Source organism: Aestuariivita boseongensis, from assembly GCF_001262635.1.
Taxonomy (GTDB): domain Bacteria; phylum Pseudomonadota; class Alphaproteobacteria; order Rhodobacterales; family Rhodobacteraceae; genus Aestuariivita; species Aestuariivita boseongensis.
Map to the genome: position 1 here is coordinate 21,750 of NZ_JXYH01000032.1, position 17,580 is coordinate 39,329.

Consider the following 17,580-nt stretch of genomic DNA (forward strand, 5'->3'; position numbering starts at 1 on the left):
GACTGCCAAACATGTTCAACAACGCTATTTGCGATCGCATCATCGCCCTAAGACGAAAAAGGAAGGGCAGGTACCGTTTGGAGGATTTTCAGTGTCGAGAAAACTCTTCGAAGCGCTCCATAACCAGACCTTCCAGCTCCTGATACTCGGCCCTAACTTTCTCATAAGCCCATCCTGATAGACATTTGCTTCTGAACTGATCTCCCCGCATCTGGTTCGGCTCGCCCGGATCAGTGCAGATTTCGTCTGAAAGTAGCCGATAACCAGTTGTTGATGCGGTTACGTGTGACTTTTGCGCAGGTACGCCACAGCCAAAGACAGCGTAGAAATTCTGGGATAGTCGACCTCGGGGACATCGACCCCCAACCTTTCATGAAGCGCTGTCACGAGGTTCAAGATGTCCATGGAATCCAGTCCGAGGTCGTCCTGAAGGTGGTCGTCATCGCCGATATCCGCCGCATCTAGGTCAGGTGCAATCCTCGTCAGTTCTTCTACGAAAATCGCGCGCAAATCTTCTGTGGTCATAGGTGTTCAGGATCCTTCATCCGGGCTTCAAATTCAGCGATGAACTGCGCGGCCCTGCGACCATCACTCACCCTGTGGTCCGCTGAAACCGTTACCGTCACCACGTGGCGTGGAACGATCTTTCCCCCCAGGACCCATGGCCGGACCGTTGGCGCACCAAGGCAGAGCAATGCCACTTGCGGTGGGAATATTACGCCCACCATAGCGTCCGCTCCCGTGTCGCCGAGGCTTGAAATCGTAATGGTGCCTTGCGTCATCTCGGAATTGCGGAGACGCCCCGCCCGGGCGCGGCTGACGATGTCGCGCATACCGGTCATTGTCTGGTGCAGGTCCATGCGATGCGCGTCCATGAGAGCCGGCGCGACAAGACCACCGCCACGCAGGGCCACAGCGACCGCTGCGTTGACTTCCTCCGAAGGATGGAACACGCCATCTGTACAATGCCCATTCATCTCCGGCACTTTCTCTGCCGCCATTGCGGCGCAGCGAACGAACAAGGCGCCGATAAGAAGCCGTTCGCTTGGAGGCACCGTCTGGTTGTACTCTCTCAGCCAAGTCATCGCGGGCTCAACGTCGATTGTCTGCGACAGGTAGAAATGCGGGATCGTTTGCTTTGAGCGCGTCATTGAAGCTGCGATCGCCTTGCGCATTTCGTCAATTCGGCTGTTTTTTTCCGTCTTCTCCACACTCTTTTGCCCTGCCGCCTCGACATCAGCGAGGATGATCTCCCCGCCCGGAAACGAGCCGCTGAGTGTCCTCAAATCGACGTTTTTTTCTCGAGCTCGCAATCGTGCTGCCGGAGAGGCCCGGACGCCGTTTCCGGATGGCGGGGGTGTGGCAGGCGCTTTGGCATGGGCCTGTTCCGCGCGCCGAGGCTCGGAGGTTTCGATCTCTTGGGCGGGCAAAGAGAGATCATCGGGCGGCATTTCGCCCGGTGCAAGGATTACCGCCAACGGAGCGCCCACGGGCAGTTCCGTCCCTGTTTCGCACAGGAGCGCGTGAACTGTGCCTTGCTCATAGCACTCGATCTCGATCGCCCCCTTCTGGGTTTCGATGATGGCGATGACGTCGCCACGGCGCACAGTATCGCCCGGCGAGACCAGCCATTCCACCAAAGTGCCGGCTTCCATGTCCGAGCCGAGGGATGGGAGTGTGAAAACGGCCATCAGCTCTTTCCCAAAACCGCTTTTGCGGCGGCAATGATCTTGTCAACTTGTGGTATCGCTGCGTCTTCAAGGTGTTTGGAGTAAGGGATGGGGACTTCTTCGGAACAAACCCGGCCAACGGGCGCATCCAGAGTCCAGAAAACCTGTTCCATGATCCGGGCCGAAATTTCTGCCGCAAGAGAACCGCTTCGCCAGCCCTCATCGACGATCACCGCCCGGCGCGTTTTGCCGACCGACGCCATGATCGTTGTATCATCCAATGGTCGGAGGGACCGCAAATCCACAACCTCCGCCGAGATACCTTCCTCGGACAGGGCCTCTGCGGCATCCAGTGTTTTGTAGAGCGATCCTCCATAAGTAATCAGGCTCAGATCCGACCCTTCTCGCCGGATCGCCGCAGCAGCGATATCGACCGGGCCGGCATTTACGTCCAGAGCACCCGAACGATTGTAGAGCATCACATTCTCGAAGATCAGCACCGGATCGGGATCCTGCAACGCGGTCCACAACATTCCGCGCGCGTCTTCCAACGTCGCCGGTGCCAGCACCTTCAGACCTGGGATATGTGCATACCACCCCTCCAGACTGTGTGAGTGCTGGGCCGCCAGTTGCTTTCCAGCCCCGGTGGCCATTCGAATGACCAGCGGCACACCGAATTGACCTCCGGACATATGCCGGATCGTTGCGGCAGTGTTCATGATCTGATCAAGGGCAAGAAGCGAGAAATTGACGGTCATCAACTCGACGATTGGCCGCATGCCCGCCGCCGCAGCCCCGATCCCCGCGCCGGTGAAACCGCTTTCCGACAGCGGGGTGTCCCGAATGCGGGTTTCGCCAAACTCATCCATCAGACCTTTCGAGACAGCATAACAACCACCATAGGCGCCAACATCTTCGCCCATCAGGAATACGCGGTCGTCCCGGATCATGGCATCACGCAGGCCTGCACGAACAGCATCCCGATAGGTGGTTTCGATGGTCTCGCCTGACAGGTGAGGAGCATCCGGCGGTTCAGGCTGCGGCCCCAACGTGTGCACATGAAGGCGGTCCACAGGCTCATAAGTGCCGGCCTCGGCAAAAGCCACGGCGTCTGCGATTTCAATGTCAATTTCTGACTCGAGGTCTGCGATGTCTTTTTCGTGGATCAGGCCATTCTCAAGAAGCCAGCCCTGAAACCTGACCAATGGACCGCGCTGGCGCCAGTCTTCGACTTCGGACTTTTCCCGATAAAGCTGGGCATCGAACATTGAATGCGCGCGAAAGCGGTAGGTTTTGCATTCCAGAAAAACAGGTTTTCCGGTTTCCCGGATACTCTGGATCGCCTTTCTTGTGGCGGCCTCGACGCCAACCACGTCCATGCCGTCGACAGTGTGCGACGCCATCTCATAAGCGGCGGCCTTAACAGTCACGTTCGTTTGGGATTCAGTTCGCTCCAATGCGCTTCCCATCGCGTAACCATTGTTTTCGCAAATAAAAAGTACCGGCAAATCCCACAGCGCTGCGAGGTTCATAGCTTCATGGAACTCTCCTTCGGCCACTGCGCCCTCTCCGAAGAAACATGCAGTCACGTTGGCCTCGCCTCGCATCCGGTCTGCCAGGGCCAGACCTGTGGCCAGAGGTAACCCGCCGCCTACAATTGCATTGCCCCCATAGAAATGCGTTCCGGCATCAAAAAGATGCATGGACCCGCCACGCCCCCCGGAACAGCCTTCGGCCTTTCCATACATTTCAGCCATCACCGTGGTCATCGGTACCCCGCGCACCAAAGCATGCCCGTGCTCGCGATAGGTGGCGACCACTCGGTCCTGTGCCTGCAGAACCGGGATTACGCCGGCGGCAATCGCTTCTTCACCATCATAAAGATGCAAGAAACCGCGGATCTTTTCCTGTGTGTAGAGCTCGGCACATTTGTCCTCGAATTTCCGGATGCGTATCATGTCGCGCAAAAGCGACAGAACATGTGCACGGTCGAGGCGCGGCTTGTCGACTTTTGTCATGTCTCATCAGTCTCCAGCGTGGAAATGTCTCCTTCCGGCAAGCCCAACTCACGCGCTTTCAAAAGACGGCGCATGATCTTGCCGCTGCGGGTCTTGGGCAGGGTGTTGCGAAAGATCACTTCGCGCGGCGCGACCGCAGGACCCAGGCGCTTGCGCGCATGCCCTCGGATATAGCGTTCCAGATCCTCACTCGGCTCGAACTCTGGGTTGAGTGTAACATAGGCCTTGATGATTTCGCCGGCTGTTTCATCGGGTAGTCCGATCACGCCAGCTTCAGCAACCGCGTCATGTTCGATCAGCGCGCTTTCGACTTCGAACGGTCCGACCAGATGCCCAGATGTCTTAATCAGATCGTCCGCCCGTCCGACAAACCAGAAGTATCCGTCTTTGTCTCTCGTCGCGAGATCGCCGGACAGGTACCAGCCGTCCTTGAAGCACTTATCATATCGAGCCTGCTCGTGCAGATAACCGCGCATCATGGACGGCCAGCCCGGGCGCAACGCGAGCTCCCCGATCTCGCCCGTACCCAGCTCTCGTATCCGCGCCCCGTGGTGCTCCACGATTCCGGCTTCGATACCAGGCATGGGTTTACCCATCGATCCGGGTTTCACCATCGTTCTGGGACAGTTTGCGATCATGATGCCGCCGGTCTCCGTTTGCCACCAATTGTCGTGAAATGGCTGACCGAAGACCTGCTCACTCCAGATAACGGCTTCGGGGTTCAGCGGCTCTCCCACACTGGCCAAAAACCGAAGGGACGAGAAGTCATATCGCTTGGCCGCTTCTGCGCCTGCGCGCATCATCATGCGGATGGCGGTTGGCGCAGAATACCAGACCTCGACTTGCTCACGCGCGACGATGCCATACCAGCGGTCCAGGTCGAACTCGGCTTCGTCCACGATCATGGTGGCGCGGTTCGCCAGGGGCGCGATGATGCCGTAAGAGGTTCCTGTGACCCAGCCGGGATCGGCCGTGCACCAGTAAATCACGCCCGGGGTCAGATCCAGCGCGTGCCGTCCCGAAAACGTGTGATACACAACGGCGTTGTGCACATGGACAACCCCTTTCGGCTTGCCTGTTGTGCCGGAAGTGAAATGCACCAAGGCCGGATCTTCAGGTCTGGTCTTGACCGTATCGAAGTCCGGAGAGGCTGTGGCCATTTGTTGATCCAACGCCAGACACCCCTCGGGAGCCGCCTCGCCTGTAATCAGAACCAGTTTCAGCGTCGGAAACTCCGATCGCCACTTGGCAATCTTGCGATGGTAAAGCTGTGCGGTGGTGATCAGGACCTTGGCATCGCCAATTTCCATACGTGTTCGAATGGGTTCGGGACCAAAGGCTGCGAAGAGCGGTGTGAAGACCAGCCCGGCCTTAAGCGTGCCCAATGCCGCCACATAAACTTCCGGACACCGTCCTAACAGGCTGAAAACTGCATCTCCGGCTTCCAGCCCATGCGCGAGGAGAATGTTGGCGAATTTTGCCGAGGTCTCCGACAGTTCGAGGTACGTAAACTCTTGGCGTGATCCGTCCTTGCCAAGAAACCTGATCGCCGTCGTCGCACCATAACCGCCGAGTACATGGCGGTCGACGGCTTCATAAGCGATGTTCAAGGCCCCGTTCGGCGCATCAATTAGTTTGCGCGCTGCAGCCCAAGCGTCGGTGTCAGACGGTCCCGAAACGAACGCTGCTGCGTCTTGGTTCCCAGATTTATCCGTTTTGGTCATGACCTCTCTCCCGAACACAAGGATCGGGCAGAACGCCGCGGCATCGCATGATCTAAATCAAGACAAGAAGATTTAGCTATGCGCAGTATGGACGCGACATAGGTCGTGTACCAATCGCGCCTCAGACCGGGAGCACAGTCTCATCATACGCTGCTCGCAGAGTAGAAGGACCACTTCTCAATCATGGTCACCTGTGCTGCAACGCCTGTCTCTTGAAACCATTGCGGGTCGTAGCGTGCCATCAGTGCGCCTGCGCATCCGCCAGCACGAAGTGACCAACGCATAACGGCTGCGGAGATACCGCATGAACATGCAAAGCGAGCAGACTGCCTTGATCACGGCCAGATCGCACCACCTTGCGATGTCACCCATCAAGGAAATGTCGATCCTGAGCGCCAGGGTCCCCGGCGCTGCTTCTTTGGCTTGGGGGCCGCCCTCGTTTCCGACACCGGACCACATTCGCAAAAGCATCGAACGTGAACCGCAGCGCGATCCCTCTTTTGGCATGTATGCCCTGCCTGCTGGTTTGCCTGAATTGCGCAAGGCCGTCGCAGTGGAGCATCAGCGCCGGACTGGCGTTACCGTCGATCCGGAGCAAGATGTGACTATTGCAGCAGGGAACATGGAGGGGTTGAACAGCCTTTTTCAGGTTCTGGTCGAAGCCGGCGATGAGGTGATTGTCACGGATCCTGGTTTCGTCTCTCACATCAGCCAGATCGAGTTCTGTGGCGGCACGCCGGTGTTCTGGCCAATGCAGGAGAGTGAGGGGTGGGAGCTGAACGTCGATGCTCTGGAACCCCTTTTTGGGCCTCGTGCCAAAGCCGTCGTGCTTGTTTCACCTTCGAACCCGTCAGGCCGCATTCTGCGGGAAGACCCCTTGCGCCGCACCGCGCAGATCGCTCCCCGGCGTGGCGTATTGATCAATATCGACGATCCTTACAGCGTGTTCACCTACGAAAACAGGGCACGGTCCTTCAACCTCGCATCCGCTTTGGAGTACTGCGGCAATCTTGTTTTTCTTTTCACTTTCTCAAAGGCTTACGCGATGAGCGGATGGCGCGTCGGGTATATTATTGCGCCCAAAACCATACGTGACGAAGTTGTCAAAGTTCATGGCCTGACAATGATTTGCACGCCGTGGATCTCACAGGTTGCCGCACTAACCGCCTTGCTTGAGAACCCCTCACCCTTGCAAGACTTCGAACGGACGTCGGATCGACGGCGGGAATTGACCTGTGACCGCCTTGACGCTGTGCCGCATATCTTCGACTACGCACGGTCGGAAGGCGCCTATTCTGTTTTCCCGTGCCTGCTGGGACAATGTACCGAGGATGTGGGGTTTTCACATGATCTGCTGCAATTGGCGCGTGTCGCGGTGACGCCTGGCAGTGCATTCTGTCCATCTGGAAAGGGTCACGTTCGGATGGCCTATTGCGTGAACGATGACATCATAAACCTCGCCTTCGACCGAAGCGAGAAGCAATTCGGCTGCGCGGCGCAGATATGATTTGGAAGCGATTAACACTCAGAAACGCTTCTGTGGACGCAAGACAATAGGATCCTTGATCATGTGCCATATCCAAGAGATCGCAAGACCGATCGAGGACGACTGCAGGAAAGTAAACAAGGTGAAATCTCATGTGCCCTGTAGGTCCCGATAACGTAGAAACCCAGTCTTTGTCGACATCAGGCGAAGGCTTGCGCAGCGCGGATATCGATGGCCTGAGGGAGCGATATGGCTGGAATGAGATGCCGAAGGGCAGGGGAGTTTCTCCGCTGACCGTTCTTGCGCGACAGTTCAAGAGTTTCCTCATTCTCATTCTCGTCGTCGCTGCCTTGGTGGCAATTGCCCTTGGTGAAGTTGTTGATGCTATCGCGATCGGCTTCGTGCTCGCGCTTAACGCCATACTTGGGTTCGTGCAGGAATGGCGCGCAGAAACGGCGCTTAAAGCGTTGCAAGCGATGCTGAAGCCAACTGCAATCGTGTTGCGCGATGGGCGTGAGATCTGCATTCCGGCACGGGAGATCGTGCCTGGTGATATCGTCATACTCGAAACCGGGGATACAGTACCAGCGGACATCTCGCTGACTGTTGGAACGCATGTCACGACAGATGAAAGTGCTCTTTCGGGAGAGTCTGTCCCAGTGGCGAAATCGGCTGGTGCGCCGAATGAGACGGGTCGGATATTTGCGGGAACGGCTATCGTCACTGGACGGGCAGAGGGCCGGGTTACAGCAATAGGATCCGAAACGGAATTCGGACATGTGGCCGTTCTCACTGCGGCCGTAGGAGAAAAGCAGACCAATCTTCAGGAGCGACTCAAGCAACTTGCCGGACAGATCGGGATTGCGGCGATTTCCATTTCGGCTACCGTCATTTTGCTGGGTGTCTGGCTTGGACGTCCAGCATTCGAAATGGTTATGACAGGGCTATCACTCGCGGTCGCGATGGTCCCCGAAGGTTTGCCCGCCGTAGTGACCATCACTTTGGCGCTTGGCGCCTCGGCAATGGCCAGACGAAAGGCGCTCGTACGACGCCTGCAGGCCATCGAAAATCTTGGTGCTGCTTCCGTAATCTGCACCGACAAGACCGGCACATTGACCGAAAACCAAATGACCGCAACGCGGATATGGACAGCGGACTACACCTATTCAGTGACCGGCTCCGGATATGATCCGGCTGGGCACATTGCCCGAGACGGTCAGAAAATACGTGCTGAACGAGATGCCATATTGGGCGAACTGCTCGAAACAGCCTTGGTATGCACGCATGCCAGCGTTCGTCGGGAAGGCAGCCACTGGACCATGATCGGAGCGCCAACCGAGGCGGCTTTGGTGACGCTGGCGATGAAAGGCTGGGCGCCGGAAAGCCGTGCTGATGATCGCCTGGCCGAGGTGCCATTTACCAGCGAGCGCAAGCGCATGAGTGTCCTTGCAAAAAGGGCTGATGGTCGCGTGCGTTTGCACGTGAAAGGTGCCCCGGAGACGATACTCGACCGTGCAACCCATATAGCAACACAGTACGGACCGCGCCGCCTAGAAGAAAAAGAACGTGCGGCCATTCAAGAAGCCTATGCAGAGATGGCAAGCGGCGGACAACGCGTGCTCGCTCTTGCTGCGCGTGACTCGGAACCGGGTGATCTGGAGGAAATCAAGCTTGTCTTTTTGGGCCTCGTTGGAATGATCGACCCTCCGCGTCCCGAGGTTGCAAGTGCAATCCGTCAGGCCCGAAACGCCGGAATTCGCGTTATCATGGTTACTGGGGATGGCCCCCTGACCGCCGGCGCCATCGCTCAAGAGGTTGGGCTGGATAATGGCGAGTTTCTTTGTGGGCCCGACATTGACAGCCTGTCTGATACTGAGTTGCAACAGTGCCTCAAGCGAGCCGTGAACTTCGCGCGCGCCAAGCCTGAACACAAGCTCCGCATCGTTCGCGCTCTTCAAAGTGAGAAACACATCGTCGCTATGACTGGCGACGGGGTGAACGATGCGCCCGCGCTGAAGAAGGCAGATATTGGTGTTGCGATGGGGATCAGAGGTACCGACGTTTCAAAGGGCGCGGCTGACCTCATTCTGTTGGACGACAATTTCGCGACGATCGTGAATGCGATCCGCGAAGGGCGCCGGCAGTTCGACAATATACGCAAGTTCGTACACTACCTTCTGGCCTCGAATGCCGGAGAGGTCGTCGCGATTGTCGCCAACCTGCTGATCGGCGGCCCGCTTATTTTCCTCGCAACACAAATCCTGTGGATGAACCTGATTACTGACGGGGTTACCGCAGTCGCGCTTGGCCTCGAGAAAACCGAGAAGAACCAAATGGAGCAGCCGCCAAGGGCACCAGGCGCACCAATCCTCGGATGGAAGGGGATACTGACCCTTGCAGTGTTCGGTCTTTACACTGGCGCATGCAGCCTTTGGATCTTTTATACGTTCCTGCCCATGGGCGTCGATATCGCCCGAACAACGGCTTTTGCAGGCATGGTGGTTTTCGAAAAGGTCAGTGTGTTTGCATTTCGCTCGCTGACCCAGCCTTGTACGCAGATAGGCTGGTTCTCCAATCCCTTCCTTATTGTCGCCTTTTCCGTCAGCCTGCTGACTCAAGTCGCCGCTGTCTACTGGAGCCCTTTGCAAACGCTGTTACAGACAGTTCCTATTGGCTGGGAGCAATGGTCCCTAATAATGATAGCCGCATTGCCAATCCTGATTTTGCCAGAGGCGTTCAAGTTCCTGAGCAACCGACCAAGCAGTCTGCCTGCCCAGACAACACTTTGATCAGGATTTTGCGCCGGTAATACTGCGACCAGTTATAGGCCTCCGTCACCTGGTTTAAGAACGGCCAAACGCTCAAAGAAAAGCATTAACACAGGTCAGTGGTCTTATGGGTGTGGGCTCTGCGGGCAAAGCCCTTGAGCGCTTTTGCAGTGAAAATTGACCAGCGGGCGCGCTCAATTTGCTGTAACGGAAGCGGCACCGTAGCATGACTTTGAAAGCGGTCGTTCGGAATGGTCGAAAGGGGAGCAACTCCCACCATGGTCACTTCGGAATGTGTAACGGTTCCATATCCAGGCGATAATCCTCACCCACCCGAAACATCGTCCCATTGGGAACCTGATACCACTGCTCCCCATGCGTGATCGGTTCTGACGCGATTTCAACCGCAAGATAAGAAAGTTTTGGATTATGGTGAACATGTGGCTGACCACAAATCGGACAGCTGTAGGTATAATCGCGCACAAGATAGAAAAGCGACCGGTTCAAGCAGGAACCAATCATATGCTCCCCGTCGGTTAGTATGACGTTCAGCCCGACACGTGCGTCAGGGTCAACTTCCGCGGACCACGAAAGGATCTGCTCAAGCCCCAACTTGGCAGTCTTAAACAATCCGCGTTCAGGATGCTGCAAAAACAGGCCAAGGAGATAGCGGAAAATGTGTTCGCTATCCGTTGTACCTTTGATTTCGGACCGGTGCAGCGGGTCGATATGATTCAGCATCTTTTCCCGGACCTGATCGAAATTCGGGACAGTCCCATTATGGGCAAAGATCCATCGGCCGTGATGGAAGGGATGTGTGTTTTGTATACTGGTCCCGCCTACGGTAGCCCGCCGCACATGCGCCACGACGGTCCGTGCATAGACTCTTGCTGCCTTTCGACTGAAATGCTCACCATGGAAGGCGGCCCAGACTTGTTTTTCGACCATCGGACTACCATTCGAATAGTCGGCGACCCCCCAACCGTGACCGTGCGCATACCCCTGCATATCACCCCTGCTTTGTGCCATCAGCGCGTTTTGTGATCTTACGAGGCTGCATTCAACCTTCGTAGGTTCGTTCGCGTGCATGGCATAGAGACGGCACATAGGTTCTTCTCCTGTCTCAGTTCCAGATAACGGATACTTCATGTTCGTGGACGATCGAGATCAAATGCTGTGAAGAAAATTTATCTCAAATCGACGTATGGCTGTTACTTTCTTACCCATGGATTGTTGGGATCAAAGGCTCGTTGCGGAACTGCTTGAAAGTGAACCCGCGTTGCTGTCTTCGCTTGATTTTGGACCGCGTGTTGAACAAGGCATCGGTGACGGACCGTCTTTGCTCATCGGGGATCAATCCGAAATCCCACTTCTTGCATCGACACAGGGATCAAGGCTCGATTATCGCATGGCTTTGCTGGCGAAACCGGGTGACAGCGTTTTGGTCCGCCGACAAGTGCCCGACTTTGAAGCTTATCTTGCCAATAGTTTAGGGCTGGAAAATGTTGAATATTTCCATGGACACTCCGATGATGCCCGCCCGGTCACGCAACAGGCAAGCACCACCGCAAAGATGCTCGAAATGCTCGCAGACACTGCACTAAGATCGGGCGGTATGACATTGAAACCTTATTTGACGACGGGTCACTGTTGGCGCCTGGCTCAAACGTTAAGCGAGGCAACCAAATGCTGCATCCACGTGTGCGGCCCCTCACCGAGATTGGCGCAACGGGTCAATGACAAGCTTTGGTTCGGACAGGTTGCCCGCCGTATTCTGGGCAATCGTGCAACGCCTCCTTCGCGCGCGGCTTACGGCCCAGCGGCAGCGGCGGGGTTGGTAAGCCGTATCAGCAAAGCGGGTAATCAGGTTGTCGTTAAAGTGCCTGATAGCGCGGGTTCAGCAGGAAATCTGCGCCTCGAAAGAGCAATGGTTCAAGGAAAAAGCCTCGATGAACTGAGGAAGTTCTTGCTGCATCGTCTTCACGCTTTCGGATGGCAGGACAAATACCCGATACTTGTCGGGGTTTGGGATGAAAATGTCACGTGCAGCCCTTCTGCCCAGATATGGGTGCCGCTTGTTCAGGATGGACCGCCTATCGTCGAGGGCATCTTCGAACAACGCGTCCGAGACAGCATGGCTGCCTTTGTTGGCGCGGCGCGATCGACCTTGCCTCAAGCCTTGCAAAGCCGGCTGAGCGCTGAGGCGTCACGTATTGCGAGCATCTTTCAACGGCTGGGATATTTCGGAAGGTGCAGCTTTGACGCAGTGATCTTCCGTGCCGCTGACGGGGCTGACGAGATCCACTGGATCGAATGTAACGGGCGCTGGGGCGGCGTCTCTATCCCGATGACAGTGGCAGGCGCTCTTTACGCAAATCAGCCCGCTCCGGCTATCTCCATTGTTCAGGAACTACGCCGCGGTAGTCAGATGCAAACAAAGGAATTTTTGCGTCGTCTGGGCGATTTATTGTTTCGCGCCGGCCGGGACACGGAAGGTATAGTCGTGATGTCCCCGCCTGAAGATGAAAATGGTGTGCGCATAAATCTGCTTTCTTTGTCTCAGACCCAAGGTAGTTGCGACGAAATTCTGAAAGAAGCAATGCAAAGAGTTCTGAACTAGAAGTTGCGTCCCTGGGCTGGTTTGAGATTCTTCGTACGCCACAAAAGTCCGCAACTTGATGACGGGCTTTCCAGAATTGAGATTTCTATCTAGCTGCTTTGAGCTCAGAGCTGCCGATTGCTGCGTGGTGGAGGTGGGCAACCAAAACTACTGCCGTGCGCACGAAGCCGCTTTTAGCTGCAGGAAACAAACGGATTGCGTCAATCATCACAACCGAGCCGTCTGCCCGCGTAGCGTGTGCGGGGCAAAAAGGAAATTCGTATGGGTTTGAAGTCCAAGCAAGACACTGGAAGCTGCGCTTACAGTCTTTCCAGCCTGCATAGGGGCAGCAAGCGACTGGCATCGGCGCGCTCAAACAGCGCAGTTCCTGGGGTGCTTACTGTGGCAGCAGCCGCTGCCACACCGCATCTCAACGCTTGCTCCGGCGGGTCTCCACACGCAAGCGACCTTGTGAAAGCACCAACCAGCGCATCCCCGGCGCCGATCTTGCTCACGACGCTAACCTGCGGAGCATGGCAAAAGAATTTGTGCGCACCGGCGACCATGACGGATCCCTGTGAGCCATGGCCGGAAACCACAATCCGCGCTACACCACGTCCGATGAGTTGCTCACAGAAATCAAGGTTTTCAGAGACGGATTGCAGTGGGTGGTCGAGCATTTTTTCCATTTCGCTGCGGTCGAGCCGCAGAACATCCAACGGCGCAACCGGGGAATTGATCAGGTGCAACAGCGGCACCTTGGATGTGTCGACAACCAGACGCCCTTTGGAGCGCGTCACATCAGCTTGCACCTTTTGCGGAAAATCGTCTGGAAGGCCAAGGGCTACGCCTCCACTCAGTACGACGAAGCCGCCTCTGGGAACATTCTGAGTAATACGACCAAGGATCATGCCGGCCTCCGTATCACTCACAGGTTCTCCAGGCAGAGTAAAACGAAACTGGTCGCCCGAAGTGGTGTCAGTAACCGCAAGGCTAAAACCCATTGCTGCCGCGACCCGGCATTCTACTGTCGGAACATTTTCCCCTTCCAGCAATGCCAGGAGCAGATCACCCATCGGTCCGCCAAAAACGACCAACGCCCTGGCGTTTCCGCCCAGCTTTATGATTGCCCGCGCGACGTTTACGCCACCGCCGCCTGGATCAATCTGCGGTTTTTCACAATATAGCTTAGGCCCAGCTTCAACCCGATCGGTAGAGGTCGAGTAATCGACCGCCGGTTTGAGAGTGATCGTCAGGATTTCAGACACGGTGCACCTTTGCCGGCTTCGCGCCACCACATCGAAAGAGCCGCTTACAGTGATCATGAAGTGGCTGGCAAACCGGTTCGCTCGGCCTAGCGTTTTCAGCTGGTGTATGATTGCCGGGCCAAGCTCAAATCTGCAAGTGTTCCAATATGTCCATTCTGAGCTCAGAGCCGACTTGCGATGCAATCAGCTCTAATGGCCGCTCTGCGGACGATCCAGCAGTGCGCTGTTGAGAACCCTGGATATTGGCGGGCCGCTCTGGAGGGCTTCGGAATTCTCGCGCGTCCGCTTCCGGTGCGTAAGGGTTATCTGCGCGGGAGAGAGCCAGGCCGAGAGCGGGTCAAGCCGTTACGGCAGATGAATTAAGTGAGGAGGTTGCCCGGGCAGCGTGCGCGCCGCCCGGACAGGTCGTTTCATCAGGTTTAGGCTAGCAGGTCGAACCGGTCGGCGTTCATCACCTTGGTCCAAGCCGCTACGAAGTCACGCACGAACTTTTCTGCGTTGTCGTCTTGTGCATAGACCTCGGCATATGCGCGCAGGATCGAGTTCGAGCCGAAAACCAGATCGGTGCTGGTGGCCGTCCACTTCACGTCGCCGGACGCCCGATCTCGGATTTCGTAGGTGCCGTCCTCGGCCGGAACCCAAGAATAACCCATGTCGGTCAGGTTGACGAAGAAGTCATTCGTAAGTTGACCTTCGCGGTCAGTGAAAACGCCATGCTTGTTTCCGCCGTGGTTGACCCCCAGAACGCGCATCCCGCCGACGAGAACGGTCATCTCGGCTGCGGTCAGGCCCAGAAGCTGAGCCTTGTCGAGCAGCAGTTCTTCCGGTGCGACAGCGTATTTTTCCTTCTGCCAGTTGCGGAAGCCGCAGGCGAGCGGTTCGAGCACTTCGAAGCTGTCGGCGTCGGTCTGTTCTGCAGTGGCGTCACCGCGGCCCGGTGCGAAGGGTACCTCCACGGAGTGACCTGCAGCCTTGATCGCCTGTTCCAGACCTACATTACCGGCTAGCACGATGACGTCCGCCACGGAGGCGCCGGTTTCGGCAGCGATCGGCTCCAGAATGCCCAGAACCTTGGCCAGACGCTCCGGCTCGTTCGCCGCCCAGTCCTTCTGCGGGGCAAGGCGGATGCGAGCGCCATTGGCCCCGCCGCGCTTGTCGGAGCCGCGGAAGGTTCGGGCGCTGTCCCAAGCGGTGGCGATCATCTCGGCAGCGGAAAGGCCGCTTGCGGCGATTTTCGCTTTGACGGCGTCCACGTCGTAGGAGGTGGTGCCTGCCGGGATCGGGTCTTGCCAGATTAGATCTTCGCTCGGGACGTCTGGGCCGTAATAGTTGGCCTTCGGGCCCATATCGCGGTGCGTTAGCTTGAACCATGCACGGGCGAACGTGTCGGCGAAATACTCTGGATCGGCACGGAACTTCTGGCAGATCTTGTTGTAGATCGGGTCGACCTTCATCGCCATGTCAGCATCGGTCATCATTGGCATGTCGCGCTTGGACGGATCGGATGCGTTCACAGGCATCTCTTCCTCGGGCATGTCAACCGGCATCCACTGGTTCGCTCCCGCTGGGGACTTGGTGAGTTTCCACTCATAGCCGAACAGATAGTCGAAATAGCCCATGTCCCACTTGGTTGGCTCCTTGGTCCATGCGCCTTCGATCCCGGAGGTGAAGGCGTTTGCGGCCTTGCCGTCCATGCCGGGGTTATCCCAGCCGAAACCTTGCATATGTACCGGGCAACCTTCCGGCTCGGGGCCAATGTTGGCATGATCACCGCCGCCGTGAGCCTTGCCGACGGTATGGCCGCCGCAGGTCAGCGCCGCGGTCTCCTCGTCATTCATCGCCATGCGCGCGAAGGTCTCGCGGACGTGCTGCGCGGTACGGGCGGGATCGGGCTGGCCGTTCACGCCCTCGGGGTTGACGTAGATCAGACCCATATGGACGGCGGCGAGCGGGTTGTAGAGCGTGGAGGTGTCATCGAGATCGCCGTAACGGTTCTCGGACGGTGCGAGCCATTCGTTCTCCGCACCCCAGTTGACGTCCTGCTCGGGTCCCCAGATGTCTTCGCGGCCAAAGCCGAAGCCGAAGGTTTTCAGACCCATGGACTCGTATGCCATGTTGCCCGCGAGGATGATGAGGTCTGCCCAGCTGAGCGCGTTTCCATATTTTTTCTTGATCGGCCAGAGAAGGCGGCGGGCCTTGTCGAGCGAGGCGTTGTCCGGCCAGGAGTTTAGAGGGGCGAAGCGGATATTGCCCGAGCCAGCCCCTCCGCGCCCGTCACCCATGCGGTATGAGCCTGCGGAGTGCCATGCAAGACGGATCATCAGACCGCCGTAGTGGCCCCAGTCTGCCGGCCACCAGTCCTGGCTTTCAGTCATCAAAGCTTTCACATCTTCTTTGACCGCATCGAAATCAAGCGCCTTGACGGCGTCCCGGTGATTATAGTCCGGATCCATCGGATTGGTGCGCGCGCCGTGCTGGTGCAAGATGTCCAGATTAAGCGATTTCGGCCACCACTTCGTGACGCTGTTGCCGTGTTCTGTGTTGCCGCCGTGCATTACGGGGCAGCCGCCAGCAGGATCGATATTGTTACCATCCATCGTCTTCTCCCTTTTACTTGATCAGGCAAGAGCATGACGCTCTTTCTAGAATAATTCTAGGTGGAGAGTGCCATTATCTCCAATTTAATTTCCAAAAGAATATGATAAGAAAAAGTTATGATGAATCTGACGCTCAAGCAGCTCCGTTACTTCGACGCGCTGGCGCGGCATAGCCATTTTGGCCGGGCCGCCGACGCCTGTTCGATCTCGCAACCTGCGCTCTCGCTACAAATCAAGGAACTCGAAAGCATGTTCGGCGCGGCACTTGTTGAGAGGGGCGCGCGGGAGATCCGGCTTACACCCATCGGCCTAGATCTTTTGGCCAAGGGACGACGAATTTTGCTTGCAGTGGAAGAACTAGACGATCTGGTGCGGGCTTCTAAAGGGCCGCTCGCGGGACGGCTCCGGATGGGGGTGATCCCGACGGTCGCCCCCTATTTCCTACCTCAGATTATCCGCGCGCTGTCGGACCGCTTTCCCGAACTCGACCTCACCCTGCGCGAAGCAGTCACGCAATCGCTGATCGCCGATTTGCAGGAAGGGCGGATCGACCTTGCAGTGGTCGCCCTTCCGGTTTCGGAACCCACACTGACCGAATTCGCGCTCTTTGAGGAAGACTTCGTACTGGTTCGGCCTGCTGAGGATGCGGATATGCCTGTACCCAGCGCGCAAACATTACAAACAATGCGTCTGCTTTTGCTCAAAGAGGGGCATTGCTTCCGCGATCAGGCCCTGTCGTTCTGTAAGTTCGGTGACACCCGGCCTGGTGCTCATATGGAGGGTAGTTCGCTTTCGACGTTGGTGCAAATGGTCGGGGCGGGCATGGGCGTGACCTTGATACCTGAGATGGCGGTGGACATGGAAACCCGCTCGGCAGACGTGTCCACAGTGCGTTTCGCCGAGCCCAGCCCGTCCCGCACGATCGGTATGGTCTGGCGCAAGACCAACCCGCTCTCGGATCAACTGATGCAGATCGGCGCGATTATCCGTGCCATTGGCGGCCCCGTTGCTGCGCCCCGCGCTAGCCGACGATGACGGCGGCTGGATGTTGCTAAACTGTTGTTTCTTTGACGTCCGTGGCCCGGAAAGGGCACCAACTCGAAACGCGAAGGCATGCCGGAGGCTGCAATCGCTGCGTCAACTGGCTCTTTGATGGCCTTCACAAACACGGCGAACGATGAGCAGCTAAGCCAGCCTCTTGGCCAAGGAAGTAACGTTCTCTTTGTGTGTGGCCCTTGCGCAGCCGGTGGGCAAAGCACTGGAGCAGTTTGGCGTCCTCTGTCCGTCGCTGCATGAGATTGCCCAAGCCGCCAGCTGAACATTAGGGTGCCTTTCTGGGTTGCCAGGATGGGGCGATCCTTCGGTAACTTGTCCAGAACCTCGGCCAGGTCCGAGTGGATTGGCACCGAAACCAGCATTCCGCCAGACCGCTGAGCCTCCCCAACTGAAC

At 57.1% G+C, this 17,580-nt stretch carries 11 protein-coding genes; 4 read left to right on the top strand and 7 right to left on the bottom strand.

Annotated elements, in window-relative coordinates; genetic code table 11:
• Nucleotides 1-279: 279 nt before the first annotated feature.
• From TR61_RS12855 to acsA, 4 genes are read right to left on the bottom strand one after another with little or no spacing between them, the layout of a single operon-like run.
• Nucleotides 280-525: an acyl carrier protein gene (locus tag TR61_RS12855; protein ID WP_050930483.1), complete on the bottom strand. Its 246-nt coding sequence runs from the start codon at nt 523-525 to the stop codon at nt 280-282.
• Nucleotides 522-1,691 (bottom strand): dihydrolipoamide acetyltransferase family protein, encoded by a 1,170-nt coding sequence (locus tag TR61_RS12860; protein ID WP_050930484.1) that lies wholly within the window; start codon nt 1,689-1,691, stop codon nt 522-524. The genes TR61_RS12855 and TR61_RS12860 overlap by 4 nt, the downstream gene beginning before the upstream one ends.
• Nucleotides 1,691-3,688, bottom strand: coding sequence for a pyruvate dehydrogenase (acetyl-transferring) E1 component subunit alpha (pdhA, locus tag TR61_RS19685; protein WP_082181958.1), 1,998 nt, complete (start codon nt 3,686-3,688; stop codon nt 1,691-1,693). Before pdhA ends, TR61_RS12860 begins: the two co-directional genes overlap by 1 nt.
• A complete protein-coding gene (acsA, locus tag TR61_RS12870; protein WP_050930485.1) occupies nt 3,685-5,412 on the bottom strand; it encodes an acetate--CoA ligase in 1,728 nt (575 codons plus the stop codon). Before acsA ends, pdhA begins: the two co-directional genes overlap by 4 nt.
• A gap of 304 nt (nt 5,413-5,716) precedes the next feature.
• Here acsA and TR61_RS12875 point away from each other — a divergent pair, with 304 nt between their 5' ends.
• Entirely contained in the window at nt 5,717-6,919 is a 1,203-nt protein-coding gene (locus TR61_RS12875) for a pyridoxal phosphate-dependent aminotransferase (protein WP_050930486.1), read from the top strand.
• A 131-nt stretch (nt 6,920-7,050) separates the two neighbouring features.
• On the top strand, nt 7,051-9,687 hold the full coding sequence (locus TR61_RS12880) for a cation-translocating P-type ATPase (RefSeq protein ID WP_050930487.1): 2,637 nt from the start codon (nt 7,051-7,053) through the stop codon (nt 9,685-9,687).
• A 261-nt stretch (nt 9,688-9,948) separates the two neighbouring features.
• Here TR61_RS12880 and TR61_RS12885 read toward each other — a convergent pair whose 3' ends face one another.
• Nucleotides 9,949-10,773, bottom strand: a complete 825-nt coding sequence (locus TR61_RS12885; RefSeq protein ID WP_050930488.1) for a class II glutamine amidotransferase — start codon at nt 10,771-10,773, stop codon at nt 9,949-9,951.
• Nucleotides 10,774-10,870: 97 nt separating this feature from the next.
• Between TR61_RS12885 and TR61_RS19950 the strand changes: the two genes are divergently transcribed.
• Nucleotides 10,871-12,286 (top strand): preATP grasp domain-containing protein, encoded by a 1,416-nt coding sequence (locus tag TR61_RS19950; protein ID WP_157440909.1) that lies wholly within the window; start codon nt 10,871-10,873, stop codon nt 12,284-12,286.
• Nucleotides 12,287-12,585: 299 nt separating this feature from the next.
• Here TR61_RS19950 and TR61_RS19690 read toward each other — a convergent pair whose 3' ends face one another.
• Both TR61_RS19690 and katG read right to left on the bottom strand, forming a co-directional pair.
• The gene (locus TR61_RS19690) at nt 12,586-13,590 is read right to left on the bottom strand and encodes a 1-phosphofructokinase family hexose kinase (RefSeq protein WP_082181959.1); all 1,005 of its coding nucleotides are present in this window, start codon (nt 13,588-13,590) and stop codon (nt 12,586-12,588) included.
• 362 nt (nt 13,591-13,952) lie between these two features.
• On the bottom strand, nt 13,953-16,130 hold the full coding sequence (gene katG, locus TR61_RS12900) for a catalase/peroxidase HPI (protein ID WP_050930491.1): 2,178 nt from the start codon (nt 16,128-16,130) through the stop codon (nt 13,953-13,955).
• Nucleotides 16,131-16,247: 117 nt separating this feature from the next.
• Between katG and TR61_RS12905 the strand changes: the two genes are divergently transcribed.
• Nucleotides 16,248-17,165, top strand: coding sequence for a hydrogen peroxide-inducible genes activator (locus TR61_RS12905; protein WP_050930492.1), 918 nt, complete (start codon nt 16,248-16,250; stop codon nt 17,163-17,165).
• Nucleotides 17,166-17,580: the final 415 nt, after the last annotated feature.